General features: G+C 53.1%; 17 protein-coding genes. All 17 read right to left on the bottom strand.

Annotated features, from left to right (window positions below; all coding sequences use genetic code 11):
• Nucleotides 1-381: 381 nt before the first annotated feature.
• Entirely contained in the window at nucleotides 382-2,352 is a 1,971-nt protein-coding gene (locus JWJ90_RS16265) for an EAL domain-containing protein (RefSeq protein ID WP_205228267.1), read from the bottom strand.
• Nucleotides 2,353-2,463: 111 nt separating this feature from the next.
• On the bottom strand, nucleotides 2,464-3,054 hold the full coding sequence (locus tag JWJ90_RS16260; RefSeq protein WP_240194989.1) for a transglutaminase-like cysteine peptidase: 591 nt from the start codon (nucleotides 3,052-3,054) through the stop codon (nucleotides 2,464-2,466).
• Nucleotides 3,055-3,189: 135 nt separating this feature from the next.
• Nucleotides 3,190-4,005, bottom strand: a complete 816-nt coding sequence (locus tag JWJ90_RS16255; RefSeq protein WP_205228265.1) for a PEP-CTERM sorting domain-containing protein — start codon at nucleotides 4,003-4,005, stop codon at nucleotides 3,190-3,192.
• Between the two features lie 615 nt (nucleotides 4,006-4,620).
• Nucleotides 4,621-6,981, bottom strand: a complete 2,361-nt coding sequence (locus JWJ90_RS16250; protein WP_205228264.1) for an FAD-dependent oxidoreductase — start codon at nucleotides 6,979-6,981, stop codon at nucleotides 4,621-4,623.
• A 31-nt stretch (nucleotides 6,982-7,012) separates the two neighbouring features.
• Entirely contained in the window at nucleotides 7,013-8,653 is a 1,641-nt protein-coding gene (locus JWJ90_RS16245; RefSeq protein WP_205228263.1) for a glutamate synthase-related protein, read from the bottom strand.
• Nucleotides 8,611-9,753 carry a class II glutamine amidotransferase domain-containing protein gene (locus JWJ90_RS16240; RefSeq protein ID WP_205228262.1) on the bottom strand — a complete coding sequence of 381 codons (1,143 nt, stop codon included), beginning with the start codon at nucleotides 9,751-9,753 and terminating at the stop codon, nucleotides 8,611-8,613. The genes JWJ90_RS16245 and JWJ90_RS16240 overlap by 43 nt, the downstream gene beginning before the upstream one ends.
• Before the next feature lie 338 nt (nucleotides 9,754-10,091).
• Nucleotides 10,092-10,340 (bottom strand): Sec-independent protein translocase subunit TatA/TatB, encoded by a 249-nt coding sequence (locus JWJ90_RS16235; RefSeq protein WP_205228261.1) that lies wholly within the window; start codon nucleotides 10,338-10,340, stop codon nucleotides 10,092-10,094.
• 30 nt (nucleotides 10,341-10,370) lie between these two features.
• Nucleotides 10,371-10,556, bottom strand: coding sequence for a twin-arginine translocase TatA/TatE family subunit (gene tatA, locus JWJ90_RS16230; RefSeq protein WP_205228260.1), 186 nt, complete (start codon nucleotides 10,554-10,556; stop codon nucleotides 10,371-10,373).
• A 72-nt stretch (nucleotides 10,557-10,628) separates the two neighbouring features.
• Nucleotides 10,629-11,957 carry an amidohydrolase family protein gene (locus JWJ90_RS16225; protein ID WP_205228259.1) on the bottom strand — a complete coding sequence of 443 codons (1,329 nt, stop codon included), beginning with the start codon at nucleotides 11,955-11,957 and terminating at the stop codon, nucleotides 10,629-10,631.
• A complete protein-coding gene (locus JWJ90_RS16220) occupies nucleotides 11,954-12,793 on the bottom strand; it encodes a purine-nucleoside phosphorylase (protein WP_205228258.1) in 840 nt (279 codons plus the stop codon). Before JWJ90_RS16220 ends, JWJ90_RS16225 begins: the two co-directional genes overlap by 4 nt.
• A gap of 29 nt (nucleotides 12,794-12,822) precedes the next feature.
• The gene (thrC, locus tag JWJ90_RS16215) at nucleotides 12,823-14,217 is read right to left on the bottom strand and encodes a threonine synthase (protein ID WP_205228257.1); all 1,395 of its coding nucleotides are present in this window, start codon (nucleotides 14,215-14,217) and stop codon (nucleotides 12,823-12,825) included.
• Between the two features lie 130 nt (nucleotides 14,218-14,347).
• Nucleotides 14,348-15,907: a 2,3-bisphosphoglycerate-independent phosphoglycerate mutase gene (gpmI, locus tag JWJ90_RS16210; protein WP_205228256.1), complete on the bottom strand. Its 1,560-nt coding sequence runs from the start codon at nucleotides 15,905-15,907 to the stop codon at nucleotides 14,348-14,350.
• Between the two features lie 80 nt (nucleotides 15,908-15,987).
• The gene (gene rsfS, locus JWJ90_RS16205; protein ID WP_205228255.1) at nucleotides 15,988-16,380 is read right to left on the bottom strand and encodes a ribosome silencing factor; all 393 of its coding nucleotides are present in this window, start codon (nucleotides 16,378-16,380) and stop codon (nucleotides 15,988-15,990) included.
• Nucleotides 16,381-16,457: 77 nt separating this feature from the next.
• Nucleotides 16,458-18,917 carry a DNA topoisomerase III gene (locus JWJ90_RS16200; RefSeq protein ID WP_205228254.1) on the bottom strand — a complete coding sequence of 820 codons (2,460 nt, stop codon included), beginning with the start codon at nucleotides 18,915-18,917 and terminating at the stop codon, nucleotides 16,458-16,460.
• 18 nt (nucleotides 18,918-18,935) lie between these two features.
• Nucleotides 18,936-19,535: an alpha/beta fold hydrolase gene (locus JWJ90_RS16195; RefSeq protein WP_205228253.1), complete on the bottom strand. Its 600-nt coding sequence runs from the start codon at nucleotides 19,533-19,535 to the stop codon at nucleotides 18,936-18,938.
• Between the two features lie 330 nt (nucleotides 19,536-19,865).
• The gene (locus tag JWJ90_RS16190; protein ID WP_205228252.1) at nucleotides 19,866-21,428 is read right to left on the bottom strand and encodes a hypothetical protein; all 1,563 of its coding nucleotides are present in this window, start codon (nucleotides 21,426-21,428) and stop codon (nucleotides 19,866-19,868) included.
• Between the two features lie 254 nt (nucleotides 21,429-21,682).
• Entirely contained in the window at nucleotides 21,683-24,961 is a 3,279-nt protein-coding gene (locus JWJ90_RS16185; protein ID WP_205228251.1) for a transglycosylase domain-containing protein, read from the bottom strand.
• Nucleotides 24,962-25,342: the final 381 nt, after the last annotated feature.

Below are 25,342 nucleotides of genomic sequence, written 5' to 3'. Positions count from 1 at the left end.
CAATGATGTAAGGCTTCCCCGGTTAAGGCGAACTCCCGGTGAACGATGCCATCCTCAAACACCACACGGAACTGACCAGGTATCGGGCTTCGCGCTATTTTGCACGCTTACCCTTCCGTTTGGCCGAGTCAGGTTCACTTACGCTATGGACCGTTCACTTCCTATCGCTTCCTTCAGCCCCTGCCGTTACCAGCAATGCCCTCGGAGTCTTCGCTTACCTGCGATTCGGATTGTCTTCCCCCTGGTCGGGGTGACGCCTGCGGAACGCAGGCTGGGTTTGCCCGCCATGCCGGGCAAACAAAAAAAAGCCTTCAGTATATGTAAGACTGAAGGCTTTGTTTTGTCGCTCTCTGAAAGGTATTTTTACAGCACAGTGAGTGCCTATCCGGCAAGGACCACCGGAGGTTGCAGGGCGTTGCCTTGCATCGCATCGATATTGAGTGCGGCAAGTATCTCCAGCTGTTCCTTTGTTTCTACGTTTTTGATCACAACCTGCACCCCGAGGCTGTGGGCCACAGAGCAAAGGGACTCTATAAAGAAACGGACGTCTTTCTCTTTACGCAGCAGTTCATCGGCGATCGCGCGATCAATTTTGACATAATCCGGTGCAAGCCACTGGAGGTAACTGAAATCGGCAAGGCCCTGACCAAAATGGTCGATACCTATGCCATGGCCAGCTTCACGCATGGCATCAGCAAATTCTCTCACCCGTTCACCACCAATATGGAGTTGAGGCTCAGGAAACTCAATATCAAAATAAACCCCCTCTTGACCGCAGCGACCAAGCGTTTTGTCCAACCATTTGAAAAAACCGGGGTCTGCAAGTGAACTTGCCGAAATGTTCAAAGCAAGACGTTTGGGCAATAAGGGACATACGGAAGGACTGAGCAACTGCTCCACAATCATCTGCTCTAGATCGGCTGCAAGGCCAAACTGTTCTGCCATGGCAATGTACATGGCCAGGGAGTGATGCTTGCCTTCGCTGTCTACAACCCGCGCGTAGACCTCGTGCCCCAGCGGCTGTTCAATGTTGCCTTTTTGTACCGTGGGCTGGGCGTAAAAAATGATATTTTTTTCAGCAATCAAATCAAGAATTGTCTGCTTGTAATGCATTCTTCCCTGCAGGGCACATTCAACCTCGCCATTGAGTGAAAGAATCTCCAAAGCCCCCTCACCATGGTTCCGTGCCTGAGTAAGAGCCATATCTGCTGCGGCAAGCAGATTCGAAAGCGTGGGCGCCTGCTCTTCAAAGCAGACGCCACCGGCGGCCAGACTCCCAGTTTTGGGCGAAGAGTTGGGAGGCTGATGAACAGGCCGGTATTCCGGCGGGAATACCTCTTCCCAGAACTCCTGCACACCGAGGATGTCAACCCCAGGAAGAAAGAGCGCCATATCTCCCCCTCCCAGACGGGCAAGGACGGCATCGGAAAACCGACGGCAGCCCACCTGGAGATGGGTAGCCACATCTTGGAGGATCAGGTCCCCCTGTTCGTAGCCGTGTTGATCATTGAGAGCTTTGAGCCCCTGCACCTGAAGCAGTACAAAGGTACCGGTAATTTGATTGGCGGTGTCGGCAAGCCGTGCTTCAATCTGCGCTTGCAGATAGCGCCTGTTCCCCAGTCCGGTCAAAGGGTCGAGATAAACCTGCTCCTTGAGTTTCTCAGCAACAGCTGCATGCTCATTGAAAATCTGGCCAATGCGCGTGGTCATGGTATTCATGGCTTCGACCACCCGCCTGAGTTCACGGGTGCGCGGGATTTGCTGCTGCAGGTCAAAACGGCGCCCCATTAAGGCAATGGCCTGTTCTTCAATCCGTTTGAGGGGCTGCAGGATGGAACGCAGCACCAGCCCGCCGAAAAATATAAAAATGAACCAGGTGAGCCCGCACCACAGAGCTGTTTTTCGGGCAGACTGCCATAGATTCAGGTACGCTCTATCAAGTCGGCTGGCAATGTGGATGCTCCCCGTCTGCACCCACCCGTGCATGACTTTGGCCTCAGCCTCGGGCAGAGGTAGATCTATCTGCATACTGAACCACGGGGGGACAGGAAGCTGCTGACCATCCTGCCTGCGAGCGACCAGAACCTGGCCGTTGATATCCCGAAGCTCAATGAATTGATAGGTCCCGCTGTCAAAAAGAGCGTCGATCATGGTTTCCATGATGGCCTTTTCGTGTTGTCCCTGGACCGAAGAGAGGGCCAAGCCAAGAAAGTTGGCGCTCTCCTGAGTTTGGGATTCAATCTGCTGGGCAAGATAATCGCGCGTCCGCTTCACTTCGCCCAACCAGAGGACCGAACACAGGCACAGGAGAATTATAAAGGTACTGAGCAGTAACTGTCTGTACAAAGTCATATATCCATAGACCTCATTTCTCTTGGTGTTGGCGGTTTCAGTACACCTAAAAAAAAATCACTGACTCTTTCACCTGGGTGAGGCAGAAAACCTCTACGCAGGATCAATGGCTTAGTTATGCTGCATCCTGTTGAGCAGTTCCCGCCAGGGACGAATACGACGGCTGTGACCAATGCGTTGCCCCTTGCCCATTTCTTTATTTTTCCAGAGGGTGCTGGCATTAAAGCTGTAGATCGGAACTAAATCGGCCCGCTTGGAAGCAGGTTTGATGGTATCTATAATATTATCCAGAACCCAGGGCTCCATACCGGGAACAGGGTAATAGGCGAGGACGAGATGACTCTGATTAAGGCGGGTGGCGAAGACGTAGTTCAGGGAGAGTTTTTCGTTTGCAACGCCGAGTTTGATCAGGGAAAAATATTTTGCCACGGCAAAATCTTCGCAATCCCCGCCACCGGAAGCGATGAATTCTGTTGGAGTTGCCCAGTAATCGTCTTGTCCCCAGTGCCTGGCATCACTAACGAAAACAAAACTATTGAAAAAGGCATTCACCTCTTCAACAAAGACGAGCTCATCGGTGCCGCGAGCGGCCAGAAACCGTTGCCATTGCAGCAACCGTCGCTTTCCTTCAACACCATAAGTGCGACTGGCCCAGTCAAGTGTTTTCTGGTCGATTACTGGAGGGGGGGTTGCCTGAACCAAGCCCCCTGAAAAAGGTTCACCGAGTGCAAGAATAAGGCTCAACAATATGGAGGGGACCAACCACTGGCACGCCCTGCCCGGTTGAGTATTTGACGACTTGGTTGAACGCTGCACAATAATTTACATGAACACTCGCTATGATTTTCTTTTACGACCGAATGCTGCAAGAAAAAGCAGCCCTCCGCCCATCAGGGTAAGAGTGCCAGGTTCGGGCACGACTGCAGGAGGAGGCGGGTCTTTTGGCAAAGAATGCGTCGGAGTCCCCAGGGGGGAATCCTCTCCCGGGGGAAATATGGGTGGATTTGTTCTTCCCGGGTCAGTGTTTCGAGCAGGGGCGAATGGCGCATATTCTCCCGGATCAATTTTTGTGGGGGGCTCTTCACCGGCAGAAGGTGCCAGATCAATGTCATTGCAACAATAGGTGCGGGCCGTACGTTCTCCATCGGTGATATACTGATCCCCCTTGGGAAGCTTGATGGGTTTTGTAGTCGGCTGAATAAGATCTCCCTTACGGTGAGCTACATAGGCAATGACATCCTCTTTGAGGCTGCCTATTTTGGCATCTTCCCAATGAAACCCCGCGTAGTAAACCGAAAGCGCTGGATCGTTTTCAACCGTCCGCCGAAAATCTTCTATACTCTGAATACTTTGTTTTTTACAGAGCCCGTACCATCTGCCATTTTTCTCACTGCTGGCGTCCACAAATTCAGCCAATTCAGGATCGGCAGAGTCCTTCTGTCCGGATCGTGTCTTGTGAGATTTTGACACACCTTCCACATCGGTCAATATTTTGTCGTTCCTCTGCTGCGACGTGCTAGGACCGGCAGCCGTAAAGAAATACCAGCCTGCCACTCCTATACAGCCTACAATAAAAAAGACACCGACAACAGCCCGAATAAGCATCCGGCCAAAGGTGGTCAGCTTTTTTTTGCCTCTTTTCCGTTCTTCCATAGTGATTCCAGTGAAATTTTGACATTGCACAACAGTATGCAACAATCAAGACATTTTCAAATTTGCGGATCAAATTTAAAAATTGTATATTTTATGAGTGAGTTACGTCAAAAGAAAAAAAGCATCGCAAAAAATTAATAAAGAACGAATCGGCCATTTTTCCGTATAATCGGACCACGATGCGGCTCCAGTTCGAATAACCGAAATTACAGAGTCAACCAGGAAGAATGCAAGGAAAGAAAAAAATGTGTGGGCGGTTAAGCAAGCGGAAGGCTATTATAGTCTTTTGCCACCAACCTGAATCCGTGACGGCGGATGGGCACTGAACAACGTATCCCTTTAAAGGGGCGAAGATTTTTAAACAAATTCATGTATTGTTCAGTTTCCCCCACCGCCTTTTGGGGGATCCATCAGCACGCCACCTTCATTGTTCGTAACAAGCCGATAAAGTGTACTTTAATCGGCATGCCACAAACAACGAAACTGACGCACAGATGAATGCTCACGGATTCAGGACCAAATAAAGCTGGCAAAAGTGAAAGACGGGTGAGCTAAAACTAAAAAGCCCCGAATCTTACGGATTCGGGGCTTTTCTCGTATTCAGCGAACCTATATTTAGAAAGGACGCATAACCCAGATACCACAGGGACAGGTATCAGAGCAGAACCCGCAGGCGATACACTTATCATCGTCGGATACATACTCATAGCTGACCCCATCGGCGCCGGGCGCAATCTCACGGCGGAAGATAGCGCCTGTCGGGCAGACGGTCTCACAGAGGTGGCAATCACGGCATGATCCGCAACTCAGACAACGGGCCGCCTGCTGATCTTCGGTGCGACCGCGGTCTGTGACCGGGTCGTAGTGAGCCAGGGTCAGGGTCTCGTAATCGATCATCCGTTGACGGAAAGGCAGCCAGTCTTCACCGTTAATGGTGGCGAGGAGATAATCGGCGGTCCGTTTCCCTGCTCCCAGGGCGTTGGTTGCAAGCCCCGGTTTCTCAACATCACCCACAGCAAGAATCTGCGGATCAGAGGTGCGACCAGCCTCGTCGGTTTTAATCCAGGAGGCGCCAGCCACCTTGACCACATCCACCGAGTCGGGCAGAAAGGGAAGGCTTGGAATATCACCAATGGAAATAATCACGGTCTGCGCGGGCAGCACAGTACCATCGGAGCCGATCACTCCCTCAGTGGTGACCTCTTTGGTCATGAACGGCCATTTAAAGGTTGCGCCAAGCGCCTCTGCAGCGGCACGTTCTTTACCAAAGGATTGAGGTTTCTGCACATCGATCAGAGTAACCTGATCGGCCCCCAAACGGTAAGCCTCGGCAGCGACGTCACAGCCAACATTTCCCGCACCAATGACGACAACCTGTTTTCCTGTGGTCATGGGGCTGTCACTCTTTGCCGCCTTGAGATAATCAAGGGCCGGGATAACCTGCTCGTGACCGGGGAAAGAAAGCGTCCGTGGCTGATGAGTACCAACGGCTACAACCACATAGTCAAACTCTTTCTTGAGTTCTTCAACCTTGTCTTTACTCAAGGCAGCCTCAAGGTTGACGTGGAGGTTATCGGTCTTCATGAAGCGGTCGATCTCAACATCCCAAACCGCCTGGGAGAGGCGTTCCCAGGGAATGGTTTGCGCGAGTTTTCCGCCTAGACGGTTGTCGCGCTCAAAAATATGGGCTTCCACACCGTTGAGGGCAAGATGCCAGGCCGCGGCCATACCCGCGGGACCACCACCGATAATGGCGACCTTTTTCCCGACCGGAGCTTTTGCCTTGGGCGGCTCAACAGCCTGGACGGCGCGGCCAAGAACCGAGGCATCAATGGAATAATCGATTTTCTCACGCGAACAGTTCTGAATACAGAGGTTCGGGCAGATTGTTCCGCAGACGGAGGCTGGCAGAGGCGTATAGCGCAGCAGCATCTCATAGGCCTCTTCGGTCCGGCCTTCACGAATCAGCCGCAAACGATCAATGGTCGGAATGTGAATAGGGCAAAAGAAGGTACAGGGAGCAGCGGAGTCGCGGTTGGCCCAGAAGGGTTTTTTCCGCCGAAACTCACCGGTCTCGACCACGCCGATCACGTCACGCTCCAAGCCCGGAGCCAGGTCGCGCAGCGGGTCGCCACCTCCAAAGCCACGATCCCAGATGCGGCGACGGAACTCGGCCATAGGCATGGGGCCGGAGAACATCAGGGCCCGCTCCTGCGGGGTGATGGCAGCCAGAACGTTCCACTCCTCACGCACACTCAGGCTGTCAAGCAACTCGCTGCGGCCGATCTTCTCCAGATATTCAGCCATGTTGGCACTGAGCCATTGCCAGTCTTCATCGCTGATGGGGGCAAGAACCGCGTTATTTTTTGAGTAGGAGTCATCAATGGGGCCACGGAATATAACTTTTCCGCCAACCATACCGACACAGGGACGGTAGCCAAGGACATTGGCCGCATTTTTGGCTTCAACACCGCAGACCACCCCAATACCGCCGCAGTTGAATTCGGCAAAGGTATCGCCCACCGAACCCAGGACCCACATCTCAGGGCGCTCGTAATCCGGATTCCATTTGGTCATGGTGAGACCACGGGCACCGATGGAGCCACCGATCATCACCCGGCCACCGGCCATGGCGTTGCAGGCACCGTTGGTGGCGTCGCCTTTGACAATAACATCGGCACCGATATTGAGGTAGCCGACATCATCAGAGGTCGAGCCTTCACAGATGATGGTGGATCCGGGCATCCCCATACAACCAAGGCGCTGTCCCGCAGGTCCATTGACACGGATGGTCAGGGGACGCTCTGTGGAGCCCAGGCGCAGACCGATGTTATGCTGACCAAAAGATTCCAGAATCAACTCATCGGCATCTGCCGCGGCGGTTCGAACCGCCTCTTCAAAATCTTTTGACGATATCCGTCGCCCCTGCTCATCAAGGCCGCGGACAGTGAGAGTATTTTGCTTTGTATCGCTCATAGTTCAAAAAGTCCTGTGCTTGAATCCTATCTCAGCAGATGTAGTTAATCTGCAACCGGTCCGCAATGTCCTTGTCGTCGATGCCCAAAGCATCGGACATACCGATGGGCAGACTCTGAGAACGACCGAGCGGTGCCATGATCTTTTTCATTTCGGTGCGAATAGACATAAACACGTCGACCACGCGCTGGGCGACGTCGTCCGGATCAAGGCGGCGATAGAGTTTTGGATTCTGGCTGGTGATCCCCTTGGGACAGAGGCCAACGTTACAGACGTTACACCGACCGATCTCGTTCCCCAGACAACCGGCGCAGGCCTGCATGATGTACTTGCCGATATGGACACCGGAGGCACCAAGCATAACCAAGGCCATACCGTTCTGGGTGACGTTGCCGTTCTTGCCCACACCACCGGCGGCAAAAAGCGGAATCTCGTTCTGACGGCCCTGACGGACCAGATCAAGATAGCACTCGCGCAGGTTGGAAGCGATGGGATGGCCGGTGGCATCCATGCTGACGTTGTAGGCCGCACCGGTGCCACCATCGATACCATCAATCAACAGAGCGCCTGCATAGGGATTCCGCACCAGATTGTTGAGCACAGCCTTAGACGAGGTCGAACCGGAAATTTTCGGATAGACCGGAACCCGGAAACCAAAGGCCATGGACATGGTCTGGATCATCTTCATCACACTCTCCTCAATGGAGTAGAGTGTCTGATGCACCGGAGGCGACGGCAGGTCAACCCCTTCGGGCACACCGCGCAGACGGGCGATCAGCTTGGAGACCTTGAACCACATCAACAGACCACCGTCACCAGGCTTGGCGCCCTGGCCGTATTTGATCTCGATAGCGGCCGGATCACACCGCATCTCAGGGATAGCACGAATGATCTCATCCCAGCCAAAGTACCCGGAGGCGATCTGGAGGATGATGTACTTCAGGAATGGGCTCTTCAGGACCCAGGGAGGACAGCCGCCCTCACCGGTGGCCATAACCACGGGAATGCCAAGCACCTCGTTACAGTAGGCAACACCCTGCAGAAGACCAAGCCACATGTTGGGTGACAAGGCACCAAAGGACATGGAGCCAATAACAAAGGGGAAGATCTCGCGGGTCGGCGGAATCCATTCACCGGCGAGTTTGCGGCGCATGTACTCCTCAGGCGGCAGCACGCGGCCCAGGATGGTGTTGATGTTGAACTCGTGACGCCCTGCATCAAGTGCGGGATCGGTCAGCATCGAGATGCGGCCAAAGGAGATCCGGTCCAGGACGGTTTTGCCGCTTTGATTACGCCGGCCACCGCGTTTGGGGGCATCGCCCTTCTGGTTCATCAGGAAGTTGGCGCGGTGCTCGTTGTCGTTGGCATGGGGACCGATGGCCTCATTGGGGCAGACAGAGGCACACATGCCGCAACCGATACAGCGATTGGCAATCTTGGTGGACTGACGTATACCGGTGAAGTGCCGGTACTCATTGCCCCGTTTCTTCTGGAGTACGTCAAGTTTGGGTACACGCTGGCGGAAGTAAGACAGCGATATGGCCCCTACCGGACAGGCAGCGGTGCAACGTCCACAGAGGGTGCAGCGATCCTCCCGGTGCTCGATGATCCAGGGAAGGTCGTGATAACTTAAGCTGCTTGGGGAAGTGTAAATTGATCGAACTGAGACCATACTATAAGTTCCTTTCGCTCGGGTGAAATAATGACAGAGTGCTCCCGCATGGGCTGAAAATCAAGGGACGGATCACGGTCCGGAACCAGGGCATCGACACCGCACATCTCTGAGGCGATGGCCCAGGCACCGGGGCGTCCACCGACGGTGGCCGGACGCATTTTTTTCTGGTCCATAACCAGCATGCAGGTTTCATCAGGCAGGGTAGCGATAATCGCGTTGGGGCCGTCGATAATCAGACGACGGCAGGCGGTGCGCAGCCCTTTGAGGAAATCACCGTTGGGATGCACATCCAGCTCTTCGCTTTTCAGCGGCGTAATGACATGTTTATAGAGCGGGAGCGGCAATTTCAGTTTCTTGGTTACATAATGAAGGATATGCGTAAACGTCTCCGAGTCGGAGTGATAGCCCATATACCCGGGGATGTTTTTCCCCAGGAGCCACTCTTTGATCGGTACAAAGGCGGTGTTCTCACCGTTGGTCATGGTCCCGATCCCCTGGATGAAGAAGGGGTGACAGGCATAGAGATTAATCCCGTAGTTGGTATTCTGGCGTCCCTGAGCCATGACGACACGGGCCTTGATGCGACCGTCATTGAGTCCGAGAGCATCACCGACCTCAAGCGGCCAGCCGACCTCTTTGAGCATGACCACGTCACGATAGAGGGAGAAAACTGTGAGATCGCCACCATGGGCCTCACCGTCTGCACGGATGGCCAGACGAATCTCCAGCAGTTTGTCATCAAGTTCTTCCGGGGTCAGGTTGATCCAGGCCTCGGGAATTCGGTAAACCCGAACCATGTAATTAAACCGGTCCTTGGCCTCGATCAATTCCGGGCGGCGGTCAAACTCGTGGGCATACTTGATCTGGAATCCCTTGTTCCCCATCCAATCCGTGAGCCGATGAAAGGCGGCTTCGGTGTGGGCGATTCCAGACAGGACCACATGGTGGGGTTTCATTTTAAAATCTTCAAATTCCACCCCGCGCAGCAACAGGCCAAGCCCGCTACCGTCGTACCCTTCCTGCATGGCCTCCATGGCCGTGAGGACTTCATAGGGCGAAAAGGGTGTATCTGCGCTTTTTAAGGCTAATCGGCACATGAACGGCTCCTGAAAGGTCAATCTTGATGGCTTCGTAAAAAATCAAAACCTAACATTCACATGAGGTGAGAAAGTAGGTTACAAAGCTCGAAACGTTGTTCTCGAGGCCTTTTACGAGAACGACAATCTTGGTCAGATGACGCAACCGAGACGAAAAAACACAAAATTGTAGATGTTACACAATTTTGTGCTCACAAAATCACAGATTTGACAATGGTTGCGAGGAAAATCATTTACTGAAAAGGGAAATGGTTGTCAAGAACAAAGGCCCCCCTGACAAAGAGCTGCACTGGCCAGCGGCCGCTGCATCCCTTTGTGAGGGGGGAAGAGGAGGGATACTATTTACCGAGTGAACCGGTGAGATCTTTAGCCTTATCCAGTGTTTCTTTCACCTCGGAAATTTCTTTGGCCATGGGAATACTTTTTTTCAGCTCACTCCCGGCCTCTTCAACATCGCCCAACCCTTTTTTAAAAGAACCAATCGCCTTGCCCAGGCCAGATCCAATCTCAGGGAGCTTTTTGCCGCCGAAAACAAGAAAGGCAATGGCTAGAATAACGATCAACTCAGGCGTACCAAGTCCAAACATGACATACTCCTACAAAAATCCGGGCCTGACTCAGGCCTCCTTATTGGTGTCATCGTCGATGGATTTGCTTCCCTCATCCTCTTTTTTGGTGGCTTCCTTGAAGTTGCGGATGCCCTTTCCAATACCACTTCCAATCTCCGGCAGTTTGCCAGCGCCAAAGATGATGACAATAATAACTAAGATAACAATCAGTTCAGGCATTCCGAGTCCGAACATGGTGACACCTCATAAAAAAATAATCTGAAAAGAACGTAAGTTGGTGATAATAGCACCACCACAGAGTGTATGTCAACCGCCATTGCGGCCCTTACGGATTGAAGCCCCGATCATGCCGACGCGTTCCATCACCGCAGCCTCATCAAGGGTGAGCAGTTGGCGTCCTTCCATGACCACCTGCCCCCCGATAACGGAATGGATCACATCAGCACCCCGGGCAGCATAGACCAGGTGGGATACCGGATTATACATGGGAGTCAGGTGGGGCTGGTTCAAATCGAGAACAATACAGTCCGCCTTTTTTCCCGGCTCCAGGCTGCCGATATGCTCACCTGCCGACAACACCTCAGCCCCCCCCATGGTGGCGGCATGTAAGGTGGTGGCGGCATCCATCACCGTAGGATCCAGGCGATCAGCCTTGTGTATTTTGGCGGCAGTATCCATCTCGCCAAACATATCCACATCGTTATTGGAAGCACTGCCATCGGTACCGAGCCCGACGGTGATGCCAGCCTCAAGCATCTGCACCACCGGGGCAATGCCGGAGGCAAGCTTCAGGTTTGACTGCGGGCAATGGGCCACCTTGACCCCTCGTTTGGCCAGCAATTCAATTTCCTGGTTGGTGAGCATCACGCAGTGATCCGCAACCACATGGGGGCCGAGCAAGCCAAGGGATTCCAGATGATAGACCGGCGAGCACCCGTACCGTTCTCTGCAGTTGCGAACTTCGCTCTCATTTTCCGCAAGATGGATCACGTAGAGTGCTTCCCGCTCACGCGCCACCTCCCCGAGCCGGGTCAATAACGACGGGGAGCAGGTGTAAACCGCATGGGGATCCACAGTCACTCGTATACGCTCATGGCCCTGATAACGATCACACAGCTCAGCGGTATAGGCAAATCCGTTTTCCAGCTCGCCATAGTTGGGCGAGGGAAAATCATAGAGCACCTCACCAATCCAGGCCCGCATGCCTGTCTCATCAACGGCCCGCGCCACCTCACCGGCAAAGAGATACATATCGCAAAACGAGGTGGTGCCAGATTTAATCATTTCGGCAATGGAGAGCAGAGTTCCCTGATAAACCAACTCGCTTGTTAGGGTGGCCTCTACAGGAAAAATATAGTTCTCAAGCCATTGCATTAATTCCAGATCATCGGCCAGCCCGCGAAACAGCGACATGGCTGCGTGGGTGTGGACGTTGACCAGCCCCGGCATAATCAAACCATTCGGTTCGTGAATAACTCGCGCTCCGGGGAAACGGGCCACAAGAGCATGCGCATCTCCCACCTCAAGGATGGTGTCACCAGAGATGGCAACCCCGCCCTGTTCAATCACCTGCTGCTCTTTATTCATGGTCAACAGATATTGTCCGGTGAGAATCAGATCCGCGCTCTGTGTCATAGGCTCATCTCCGCAAGAATGTGAATGATCAGTTGTTGCAGCCGGGGTTCCGCTTTGCCGGCGGCAGCGATAACCTCATCAATGTGAATGGGTTGAAAATTATCAGGGTCGTTAACATTGGCCACCACAGAAAGACCAAGGACACGCAAACCACCGTGCAAGGCGACCAATGTTTCCGGGACCGAGGACATCCCCACGGCGTCGGCACCAATCATGCGCAGATAGCGGGTTTCAGCCGGTGTTTCCAGGCTGGGGCCGGGAATACAGACATAGGTGCCACTGGTGGTTTCTTTCAGGCCAAGTCGGTCAGCCAGGGTGAGTGCCAGTTTCCTGAGCTCAGGGGCGTAGGGTTGGGATAAATCAGGAAAACGAACCCCCCAGGCATCCACATTGGGCCCCCGCAGGGGATTGTCGCCCAGCAGGTTGAGGTGGTCGGCAAAGACCATCAAGGTTCCGGGGGCATACTGGGGATTGAGCCCACCGCTGGCATTGGTGATAATAGCGGTTTTCACTCCAAGCAGGGAGAGTACGCGAATGGGAAAGGTCACTTCCCGGGCTGAGTATCCTTCGTAAAAATGAAACCGCCCCTGCAGGATCGCCACAGATTTCCCCGCCAGTCGGCCCACCACCAGATTACCGGCATGGCTGGTCACGGTGGAGCGAGGAAAATGAGGAATCTCTTCGTAGGCAAAGGTTGTTGTCCCCTGCATGGCCTTGGCCAATTCTCCAAGTCCGGTCCCCAACTGAATGAGAACCTCTGGAGGATCTGCTATTTTTTCGCGCAGGTAGTCAACTGCTGCCTCAACCTGCAGCTTATGCTCCTCTATATCTATCATGCTCAACTCGTTAGAACCAAAATAGGGATTTAAGCGCGCAGGGCGTTTTGAGCCACAAAGTCTTTGATCACCTTTTCATCGGCGTCCAAGACCGTACAGCGACTTTCCCGACTCTCAAGATCCGCAAGGGCTGGTGGCAGCGGAGGTTCCTGACCAATAGCCTGGGTCACGGCGGCACCGAACTTTGCCGGATGGGCGGTTGCCAGGCAAACAACGGGCCGTGAAGCATCCCGCAACTCCAGGGCGGCCTTGACACCAACTGCGGTGTGGGGATCGAGCAGATACCCATAGTCTTTATGAAAACTACCGATGGTGGCAATGGTTTCTTCCTCGGAAACAGAGAGCGAACGAAAATCGGAGGAGACCTGTTCACGAAGCCCTGTGAGATCAAGTTTTCCCGTGGCGGCAAAACCGTCCATATCCGCTTTGACTGCTGCACCGTTTTCTCCACGCAGATAGTAGAGGTAGCGCTCAAAGTTGGAGGCTATCTGGATATCCATGGAGGGACTGCTGGTCACCTGAACCTGCCCGCGGGAGTAATCTCCCTGGTTGACAAAACGGGTGAGGATATCATTGGCGTTGGTTGCCAGGATCAGGGTGTTGATACAGCCTTTGGGGAGGAGCTGGCGTGCGACATAGCCTGCGAAGATATCGCCGAAATTCCCCGTGGGGACCGAAAAATCGACGCTTGCATGTCCCTGCTTGCGCAGCTTGAGGTAGGCATAGATATAATAGACCACCTGGGCCAATACCCGGGCCCAGTTGATGGAGTTGACCGCCCCGAGTTGATAGCTGTCACGAAATTCCAGGTCATTGAAGATGGACTTGACCGTTGACTGGGCATCGTCAAAGGTGCCTCGAACCGCTATATTAAAGACATTGGAGTCAAGGACCGTGGTCATCTGCAGCGCCTGAATGGGGCTGGTACGACCGTGGGGATGAAGAATAAAGATATTGATATTCTTTTTGCCCCGCACCCCGGCAATGGCGGCACTGCCGGTGTCGCCTGAGGTTGCCCCCAGGATATTCATGTAACCGCCACGGCGCTCAAGCACATACTCAAAGATATTTCCCAGCAGCTGGAGTGCCACATCTTTAAAGGCCAGTGTCGGCCCATGAAAGAGTTCCAGAATATAAACATCCCCCTGCTTGGTGACCGGGGTGACCTGGGGATGACTGAAAGAGCTGTAGGCCTTTTCCACCAGGGCTTCAAGGTCAAGAGCGGGAATATCATCGATAAAAAGCGAAAGAACCTCGCGGGCGAGATACTGGTATGGCAGATTCCGCCAGCTCTCCAGTTTCTCAGGACTGATGGTGGGCAGCGTTTGTGGCAGCAACAGTCCTCCGTCACGGGCCAGTCCCATCATAACTGCGTCCTGAAATTTCAGCGGTTCAATCCCACCCCGTGTACTGATATATTGCATGGTTCTCTTCCTTGTTCAGACTGAATCAAACAGGGTCTGCACGCCTGGTGCTTTTAACGTTGGAATCTTCATCAGATCCGAGGCGTTCCCCCTCTTCTGGCACCTCTAATGGTCTGCGATGTCCGTGCCTTTACTCGAGCAGACTCTCCCCTTCCATCTCCTGAGGGACAGGCAGTTCCATCAGGCCAAGGATGGTGGGCGCGATATCCTTGAGTGCTCCACCACCGCGCAGTTTGCGCCCCTTGAACTGTTCACCGACCACAATAAAGGGAACCGGATTCAAGGTGTGGGCGGTATAGGGCCCGCCGTTCACCGGATCCAGCATTTGCTCGGCATTGCCATGATCTGCAGTAATCAGCAAAACCCCATCACGGGCAGCGACAAACGCTTCAATACGACCGATACAGGTATCAACGGTTTCGCAGGCAGCGACCGCCGCCTCCATAACACCGGAATGCCCGACCATATCTCCATTAGCAAAGTTGAGGATAACCAGATCAAAAGGTTTTCCTTCCGCCTCCCCCTTTTCCAGGGTTGCAAGCAGGGTGTCGGTGACCTCGACCGCGCTCATCTGTGGCTTCTGATCATAGGTCGCCACCTCCCGCGGTGAGTTAATTAAAATGCGCTCTTCTCCTGAAAAGGGAACCTCATTGCCGCCGTTGAAAAAATAGGTCACATGGGCATACTTCTCGGTTTCAGCGATACGTAACTGACGGCGTCCATTGAGGCTGACCTCTTCGCCTAGAATATGCGTCAAGGTTACCGGTGGAAAGGCGATGGGAAAGGTAAAATCGGCCTCGTACTCGGTCATGGTCACAAGTGAGCTGAGCTGTGGACGACTCCCCGGATCAAATCCGTCAAAATTTTGGTCGCCAAAGGCGTGACACAACTCACGCACCCGATCGGCACGAAAGTTAAAAAAGAGAACACCATCACCATCCTGGATCGGTCCCAGGGGGTGTCCATCCTCACCGACGACAACGGTGGGCACGATGAACTCATCGGTGACATCCTGGTCATAGGAGGCCTGCACAAGCTCTAAAGCATTGGTGGCAGTCTTGCCCTGAGCATGCACCATGGCATCCCAGGCGATTTTGACCCGATCCCAACGTTTGTCCCGATCCATGGCGTAGTAGCGTCCGGAGACCGTGGCAATAGCCCCACCGCCAATGCGCTTCAGGGCTTTTTCCAGGTCCTGCAGATACCCTTGCCCACTGTGGGGAGGCGTATCGCGACCATCCATGAAACAGTGGATCAGGACCTCGACTCCACGAGCGTGCGCCAATTCAATTAAGGCGATCAGGTGGTTCAGGTGACTATGGACACCACCATCTGAGACCAGACCGCAGAGATGCAGCTTTGAGCCCGTCTCTTTCACCTGGTCCATGAGTTGGGCAAAAACCGGATTAGTCGCAAACTCCCCTTCATCAACCGCCTTGTTGATGCGGGTATAGTCCTGGTAGACAATACGCCCGGCACCGATGTTGAGATGCCCGACCTCGGAATTGCCCATTTGGCCTTTGGGTAGACCAACCAGGCCGTTATGCGCCACCAGGGAAGTCATGGGGCAATGTTGCATCAGCCGGTCCATGTTCGGTGTATTGGCCACGGAAACAGCATTGGTTTGCGAGGGCTCGGCAAGTCCCCACCCATCTAAAATAGCAAGAATAACTGGTACTGGAGCAGACATCACAGGTCTCCCGGGGGTCTCCTGCAGACACTAGGCAGCCAGCCCCCCTATAGTAAAAGCATCACAAGATAAGGTGTACCTTATTCGGTATCGCCTAGCAGCTGGTCCACCTCAAGACGGGGGGCATCATGCCACAACCCTTCAAGATCATAGAAGCTACGTTGTTCATGATAGAAGATATGCACAACCACATCACCAAAGTCGAGCAGAACCCACATGCCGTCACGCAATCCTTCGGAATTTTTACTATTGATGCGCTTGGCACTGAGCTCGGATTCGATAGCTTCGGCAAGTCCCTGCACGTGGCGGGTGGAGCGACCACTCATGATCACAAAAAAATCAGTAAACGAGGCCAGACCACGCACATCAAGCACGCTCAGATCTTCTGCCTTGGTATCAAGGGCAATGCGGGCGCATGCGGCGGCCAGTTCCCGACCTTCGTACTGACTGTATTCTTTTTTTAACTTTCTCATACTTCCTGTTGGTTAGTGATAGCTCTCTATCATGGTCATCGCACCGACCTGAATCAACGGCCCTAAAGTGCGCTTAATTATTTCTTCTCTGCAGCCTTGGCCGGTCCCTTTTTCTTGCGGGGAGGAAATTCAAAGCTCAGCTTGCCCTTGTTATCAAGGAGCAAAAAGGCATCAAAGGGCTTTTTCTTCTTGGAAATAAAACCGGTGATCAGCTCGGTTTTCCCCTGGTTCAGCAGCTGGCTGATATGATCGGGATCAAGGCGTCTGCCAAGGATCATCTTGGAAATGCGCAGTCCCTTTTTCTTGTCCCCTTCAAGGGCGGAATCAGAAAGATACCCAGCAGGAGTCTCAAAAACCTTGGTCTGGTCCACCGGAGAAAGCCCCAAAGGTTCCTGGGCACGAACAGCATTCAGATCAAGTTCTTCGGTTGAATCGGCAAAGAGAAACTCAATCTTGGAATTGGCCAGGTGCACGGAAGCGGAGAAGGGTTTCCCCTTCTTGGAGCGAAAATCACTAAAAGGCCCCAGGGTCTTGCCCTGAATCAGAGCAACGACCTCATCGTTTTCCATAATACGGCCGCCCAGGACTTTCCGAATCATAATCTTTTTATCTTCGGATTCAAAGGCGGTTGCCGTCTCATAGAAACGAACACCATCAACCGGCGAGAACGGGGCCTCACAGCGATCTTCCTCTCCACCGGCCTTGACTTTCTCCACAATGCTCCCGGTCATCTCGCGAATCTCGTTCATAAACTGAGTTCGGGTCATAGAGCCGGAAATGATCTGATTGAGTTTATATTCCCATTCACCGGTCAACTCGGGCGAGGCAAGCACGTCTATCTTGCGTGCCATCAAAAGGCTTAAAAGTTCAAAGGCCTTCCCGGTGGGGACAAGCTCACGCTGCTCGCGGACAATATATTTTTCATTGAGGAGCTTCTCGATGATAGCCGCTCGCGTGGCCGGTGTCCCCAGCCCGCGTTCTTTCATCGCCTCTGCCAGTTCCTCATCCTCCACCAGCTTGCCCGAGTTCTCCATGGCAGAGAGCAGGGTTGCCTCGGAAAAACGGGGCGGCGGTTTGGTCTGATGTTCCTGCTGCTCGATCTCGCTGCACTCTACCGGTGTCTTTGGCGGCAGGGCTGCCAACTCCTTGTCACCATCGGATGACGCCCCATAGATTGCCCGCCAACCGGGCTCAACGAGTATCTTGCCTTCGGTAAGAAAGGTTTCCCCTTCAACAAGCGAATGGCGGGTAGTGTTGTGATAGACTGCCGGCGGAAAAAAGACCGCAAGAAAACGCTGGACAATCATCTGGTAGACCTTCATCTCCGGTTCACTCAAGGTCGAGGGAAGCCCTGGGGTGGGAATGATGGCAAAGTGATCAGAGATCTTCTTGTTATTGAAGATGCGTTTGTCTTTTTTTAGATATTTCTTTTCCAGGGCCTCGCGAGCAAACTGCCCGTACTGCCACTGTTGTTGCTGCCGGACCACCTTTTCCACGGTGGGCAGATAATCCTCGGGCAGGCAGCGGCTGTCGGTCCGGGGGTAGGTAATGAGCTTATGCCGTTCATAGAGCGCCTGAGCCAGGGCCAGCGTATTTTTTGCTGAAAAGCCAAAACGGCTGTTGGCCTCACGTTGCAACAGGGTCAGATCGTAGAGAGGCGGCGCCCCTTTGGTTGACTTTTTGCTTTTCTCTTCAACGGTGGCCGCTTTGCCGCTGCAACGCGTGAGAATCTCTGTGGCCTTGTCTTTTTCCCAGAGACGGTTGCGCCGACCGTGGGGTTGGGTTTCATCCTTCTTAAAACCAGGGTCGATCCATACTCCCTGATAGTGCACAGCACCGCAGGTAAACTGGGCGTGCAGCTCCCAATACGTGGTGGGGACAAACTCCCGTCGTTCGGATTCCCTCTTCACCAGCATGGAGAGTGTTGGCGTCTGCACCCGGCCACAGGGGGTCTTTTTAAAACCGCCAAAACGGGAATTGTAACAGGTCAGTGCCCGGGTAGCATTGATGCCAATGAGCCAGTCGGCCTCAGAGCGGCAGAGAGCCGTGTCCTCAAGGGGCAGCATTTCCTCGTTGTCCTTGAGCCGTTCAAGTCCCTCGCGAATGGCGTCAAGGGTCATGGATTGAAGCCATAACCGCTTGATCTGTTTCCCATCCACACTACGGGTGTACGCCTGCTTGAGGATATATTTAAAGATCAACTCCCCCTCGCGCCCGGCATCGCAACCATTGACGATAACATCCACATCACGGCGGCGAATGAGTTTACTCAATGCATTAAACTGGGTTTTGGTATTGGGCAGCACTGCCAGAGGAAACTCCTCGGGCAAAATCGGCAGATTGTCCAGGGTCCACTTTTGAAAGGCTGGATTAATCTCTTCCGGATAGGCGATGGAAACCAGATGGCCAATGGCATAGGAAATGACATAGGCCTCGCTTTCGTAGTGCGTTTTGACGTTTTTAAATGTACCGGGAAGTGCCTTGACGATATCAGCGGCAACGCTTGGCTTCTCGGCAATAATCAGTGTTTTTCCCATAGAGTGGATGGTTTGGCCTTACTTTATCGAATCGGTTAAAAATTTCTTCAAACTTGCATGCCACCGATCCGGTTGTTCCAGATAACAGGGGTGCGGTGCCTGCGGATAGATTTCTCGTCTTGCATCTGCAAGCTCATTCAGCAAAGTCTCGCTGTGAGCAATGGGAGAGACCTGGTCTTCCTCGCCCCAGATGACAAGGACCGGAGCGGTAATCCGAGAGAGTCCGGCCCGGTTTTCCTCTACCCCCACTGGGCCGACCACAACCAGGGCTTTGATCGAATCGGGATGGGCTATGGCAAATTCAAGGGCAATGCGCCCGCCCATGGAAGGCCCCACCAGGATCACCTGCTCAAGTTCACATTTTTTCATCAACTGCGTCAGCACCTCACCAGGGGGCATTGCATGCTCAGGACTTTGTCCAAAACCCGGCATGTCAATGGCCAGAACGTGCATCCCTGACCCAGCTAGGGCGTCGAGGGTGCCCAGCTCCCACCAGGTCTGGGCCTGAAACTTCATCCCATGGAGGAGAATAACTGTTGGCCCGTCCAGAGGTCCAGCCTCCAGTGCATGAATAGAGCAACCATCTAGAGTGAAGTTCTTTTCCGTTATAGAGGCCATAGGTTCCTCCCTTGAACTTTTGATAGGGGCGGTCAATACAAAGGTAGAAGACAGCGACAGAAGTAAGCGAGAAGGGTAGCTTTGTCAACGACGAGAAAAATTTCTTGCAGCTTCCCCTCCTCCCATCTCAAATCCAGTGAGGGCACGATCATGGCCTGCAGCCCTTGGGAAAACAAGCAATAAAGCCCCTCCGCCGAAGGCAGGAAGGGCTGTATTGACTCAAACTTTTTTTCTGCGGATGAGGTTAAAGCTTAAACGGCCACAGAAAAGTGTCCTGCACACCCTAAAAAATCAGCGGCCATCATTACCGTACACACCGGGTGTAACGGCTCAATACGGCTCAATGGCGCTTAAATCTGCATTGATACGTGCAAGGTTGCGCTGGACCTTCTCTTCAAGACCAGAATGGGGATACTTGCTGAGAATGCTCTGCAACAGATCTCTTGAACCGAGGAGCATTTTGCGTTTTTCATCTGTATCACGGCTACTGTTGGCCCGAACAAAAAGTTCGGCGGCCTTCTGCCGGAGGGCCTGTCCCGCCCTTTTAGAGGCCTCGGCAATCTTGGCCTCGGCCTGAGGAGCAAGGGAGGTGCCTTGGAGTTGCTGCAGCTGAGCAATGGCTTGGTCATATTCTTTGGCATCAAGCAGAGCCACCCCCTTATCAAACTCGGCCTGCAGTGCCTGGTCTGCACTCAATGGAGTACTTGGCGAAGTTGCTTGCCCCCCGGTACCTGCATCAGTTTGAGCAGTGGCGGGAGTCTGCTGCTGGGGCATATTTTGGGAGGTCGAGGTGCCGGCCACAGCGGGAGACTGCGGGGCTACATCCTGGGACTTCAGGCTTTTATTCAACCAGGCATTGGCCTGATCGCGGGCGCTTTTATTCAGATACCCCACATTGGGAGCCATAGTGGTGTAGGGGTGTTGCTGACGAAATGTATTGACGGCCTCGTTTACGCTGAAGCCATCACGCCGGGGCACATAGCTCAGATAATTTTTTAGCACCTGAGCAAAATCTCCTAACTCGCCAGCTTGGACCACCCCCGGCTGCAGAGCAGCTAACTGGAGAGCGGCCCACTCATCCTGATGGGCTCCCTTCTCTATAGAGAGGCGAATGACCTCTTCATATTTGCGCCGGGCATCGTCATAAGCCCCGCGCGTAAAATCAAGATCAGCTACAAGCTGCATCAAAGGCAGCAGGAGAGCTTCCTGACCAGGCTGCTGGCGTACAGCCTCCAGCAAAGGCCCGAGCACTCGAAGGGCATCTGCTGGCTGATGATTTTTCACCAGCGCCTGCCCGTATTGCAGGCTGGTCGTGGAAGAAGGGGTTACCCCGGGTGTGCGGGTCATCTGATTATACAGTGTGATAACACGGTCATAGTCTTCCCCGGTATAGGCTGCTTGAATTTGGGGATCAACAGAGCCGGTGGCAGCTGCGGGGGGAGACTGCTGCAGCTTTGCCAAAAGTTTGCTGCAATCGCCTTCGAGATAATCAATATCCTGTTGATTCAGTCGTAAAAGAGAGTTGCCAGCCAGGCTTTTAGCCGTTTCTCTCCGCGTCTCCTCTTTGAGTTGCTGCTGCAGAGCAGTGTACTCCAGGAGGATATCCTGCAGTTGGGCCTGGCACTGGTTGACCTGGTTTTGCTGCAGGGTTGAGAGCCCACCAGGCGCGCTTTCACGCTCCAGTTCCTGCCAACTTTTCAATTTTTCCCTGTAGGCATGAATCCGCATATTGATCGAGGTCAGGGTTGCAAGGAGCACATCCCCCCCACTGCTCTTGACCGAACGCTGTTCCATGGCAGCTTCCCGGTCGGCGCGTGCCTGATACGGATCAACATAACGGCCACTGTTTACGCAGCCGGAGACAAGGGCTCCACAGAGACAAGAAGCAATCAATAGGCTTCTTCGGGAAATCTTCTCAACAGACATAATAGGCAGGTGTATATGGGTTGTTAATTTGAACTGGAAGCATGGGCTGTACGCAGTTTGCCCGGTACGCAACTGGGCAAGCTTTTGGAAAAATATCTACCTGAATCCGTGGGCATTCATCAGTGCGCCAGTTCCGTTGTTTGTGATATTTGGCCCAACCATAGCAAATAAGCAAGGTGGGAACAAATGCTTTCTGCCAGCAAAGGGAAAAAGAGCGTGGCTCATTGCCTGTTTTTCCAGAAGGGCATAAACGTCCGTTCGGGTTCAAAGGCTCCTGTCCTGTCAATGCCTCCAAAACTCAGACTGGATGGTCGTCGGGGAGGAGTGTTTTGCCTATAAAGACGGGCACCGTAGACCACAGCCCCCCCTGCTCCCGGATCAACCGGCACAAAGATCTGGCCAAGAGCTTGATACTGTAAACCTAAACCATTAAATTTCAGATCCACCGGGTCGATACGATCAGCGACCTGCTCCATATCGAGAATGCCCTGGGCAATATCGCACCAGACAGGGAGAGCTCCCCGGGCACCACTGACACGAAAACGCCCTTTAACCATGGGCATGTTGGCATCAAAACCGGTATACACCCCCACCACATATCCAGAGTGCAGATTTAAGCCGGATTGATCAGAGGACAGTATCGGTACATAGCCCAAAAAAGCAGCATTGCGGTAATCGTTGGCGGTCCCGGTTTTTCCCAAAAGGGGATAATGCTGCCGTACCTTCCCAAGCATTTTCTGACGATCCTCATCTGTACTGGTCAGCTTGACATGCGTCAGGGCATAACGGCCGGTTCCATAGTTAATGACATTCTCTAAAATATTACTTGTAGCCGCAGAACTTTTCGGGTCCACAACTCGGGTCGGGTAAGGAGTACGCTCATAGACCACTCGTCCATCGGGTGCTTCTATGCGCTCGATTATTGAGGCGGCATCTGGATCCACATGCCCGTCAAGCTCGGCTATGGCCATGGTGCCCGCATCAGCAGCATCATAGCGGTTGCCGGTAACAAGAGATTCATAAAGGCGGCTCACCTCGGAAAGTGAAACCACATTGGACCCCAGAGCCATGGAAAGCACAGGCATAAAATTACTCTCTATGCCGCAGGCCTTGGCAAACTGCACCATATACTGCAAACCGAGCAGCACTCGAAATTCCTGGATCTTGCTTAAGACTTCAAAGGAATAGGGCAACTCCCCGGCGACTTTGGCCCGTTCCCGTCCCATCTGTTGTTCAATCTCTTCAAGCGTGAGCAGGGAAATTTCCCCATCAAGCAAGACTTGCCCGCGCCAGAAATCATCATAGCGTCCCGGGGCCAGGGAGATAAGATATTCTGAGAGTGTGGTGGCATCCACCACGCTCCACTCCGGCGGCAACTCTTTTCTCAGGGTGTAGATGAACTGCCCCGCTTCATCGCGGACAAGCCGCCCATTATCACTGAGTACAGCCGCCTCTGGGTTTTCAAAGGCACTGTCGGCATCGATCAAAAGCGGCCCCTGCAGCGGTGACTGGCGAAATAATTTCAAGCGGGAAACCATCGCCCGAAGAACGTTAAAATCTTCCAAGCTCAGCTTTTCAGCCCGATTACACTCCTCAATACGCCCATCAAAAAGCAGGTCCGGTTTCAAGGCGATGATCGCTGCCCGATAAGCCGCCTGATCCAGTGCCTTATCGGTGACCAGAACACCGTAATCATCACGCATCCGCTGCTGGTAGTGACTGTAGGATTCCAACTCTCCACTCTGCCTGCGTGGCGCCATGTCCACATGCGCTGCCAGCTCCTTCAACTCTGCCTGGTTCAAGTGATCGGTCAAGTGATACAGAAGCCAGACCGAGGCCACATTTTCCGAAGTAACACCGGCCCAGCTGATACTGACCTCTTCAAAGGGGCTCCTATGAGCGGGTTTGGGGTTGTACTCTTCGCGCATGAAGCTAAAGGCCTGGGGAGCATTGTCGATCAGGTCAACCGAGCTCCACCCAAGCTGGAGGGCGGCGGTATAAATAAAGGGCTTAAAGGTGGACCCCATAACACGTTTAGCCGTAGTGGCCCGGTTGTAATCTGTGTTGGACACGCCCCCCCCCATGGCGCGCATTGCCCCTTCCTGCAACACATAGGCCGCCCCCTGGACTTTAGGATATTTCTCCAGGTCAAGCGTCAGAGTCTTATCCTCATTAACCTTGGTTATGGAGACATAAATACGATCGCCAACCTGAAGTTGACCAAGAAGTTTTTTCCTGTCAGTTGCTTTGGCCCTACGAGCGCCACGTGTATAACTGGCATAGCCACTGACAAGACGCTCCATCCCCTCAGGGGAAATTTTTCCGCTGACGCGCCCTTTTTTGAGCGCCACTTCCACCTGCTCTCCCTGTTTGGGATCACGGATAATCGATGCTATAGTCCCAAAAACAAATTTACCTTCTTGCAGGCTGTCATCTCCTGCGTAGCGCAGGGCTTCATACTCCTTTTGCACGGTGTCACGATCATACCCACGCAGTTTCATATCCAGAAGAGAGAGTTGGCTGCGTAGTGCCTGCAGGGTCGTCGCCTGCAACTGTTTATCCAGAGAGGTGATGATGTGAGCTCCAGAGGTGGAAATGTTGGAGATACCGTTTTCCTCCAGCGCATCCACGATAAAAGGCGTTTCCAATCCCTCGCTGACCAGATCCATCACGGTGTTACGCGCATAGGACATTCGCCCTTTATTGAAACGCAGCTCTGCGAGATCAACTTGGCTGTAGGACTCTTCTGAAATAGAGCCCGCCTTGCGCATCTTTCCCAAGACGTAGTTGATGCGCTCTTCATCGCGCAGGCGAACCTCCTGCGCATTTTCCCGATTCTTGCGCAGAAAGGGGTTATAATAATTGGGACGCTTGAGACTTCCGGCGATAAATGCACATTCAAGCAGGCTAAGATCCTGGGGCTTTTTGTTGAAATAGTAACGAGCTGCAACACCAAGCCCGTGCCCGTTTCCGCTGACAAAAAACTGATTACAGTAAAATTCAAGGATCTTTTCCTTGCTGTAGCGGTGCTCTAGCCGCAGTGCATAGAGGAGTTCTTTGAGCTTTGCCTTAATGGAACGGGACTCGCGCTTAAAAAGATTTTTTGCTGTTTGCTGGGTGATGGTACTTCCTCCCTGCACAACCCGACCGGCACGCAGGTTGACGAGCATCGCCCGCAGAATACCTGGAACATCGACACCAAAATGTTCAAAATATTCGTCATCTTCTGAGGCAATCAGGGCGTTGATAAAATCCTGGGGAATATCGTTATAACTCAGGTATTGGCGATGAATGCCTTCAAACAAGACCCCTATTTTACTCTCACCGTCCCGGTAGTAGACCGGACTCTCCCGACTGAGGATGGCAGCGATGGCCGATTCCTCCATCTCCGGACAGGGTTGCAGCACAACGAGATAATACAGCCCTGCCCCTCCCAAAATCCCGGCCAGCAGACCGCAAAAGAAGAGCGTAAAGAAACAATATTTAAAAAATTTGAGCATAGTAACAGTGAAATAGTTTGAAGAGCGGTTGCCTCTGGCTTTCGCTCCGGGTTAGATGTTTTCAATATTCAAGATTCCCTCAAGCGTCGCGACTGACACAAACAGACTTTGTGACACCTCTGGAAAGAGCTGAAACCAAGAGAGCCAAGATACCAGACTCATGATTCAACAGAAAGAAAAACCTGTTTTTCCGTCATTGATAAAAAATTATTTTTTTGTCGGCGATTACCTACAGTTACCTCTCCCCATCGTTGTTTAGGCGGAACAGACGAGACTCTTTCCTTCCTGAGTTCAAGGTATCACCTGCTTTTTGACCAAAATTTAATTTTTTGAATAACAATAATTTATAACTATTTCAGCCGTAAACAGGAAAATCTCACC

The organism is Desulfobulbus rhabdoformis, assembly GCF_016919065.1.
In the GTDB taxonomy this organism is placed as follows: Bacteria; Desulfobacterota; Desulfobulbia; order Desulfobulbales; family Desulfobulbaceae; genus Desulfobulbus; species Desulfobulbus rhabdoformis.
This window is presented reverse-complemented; position numbering and strand designations above follow the sequence as displayed.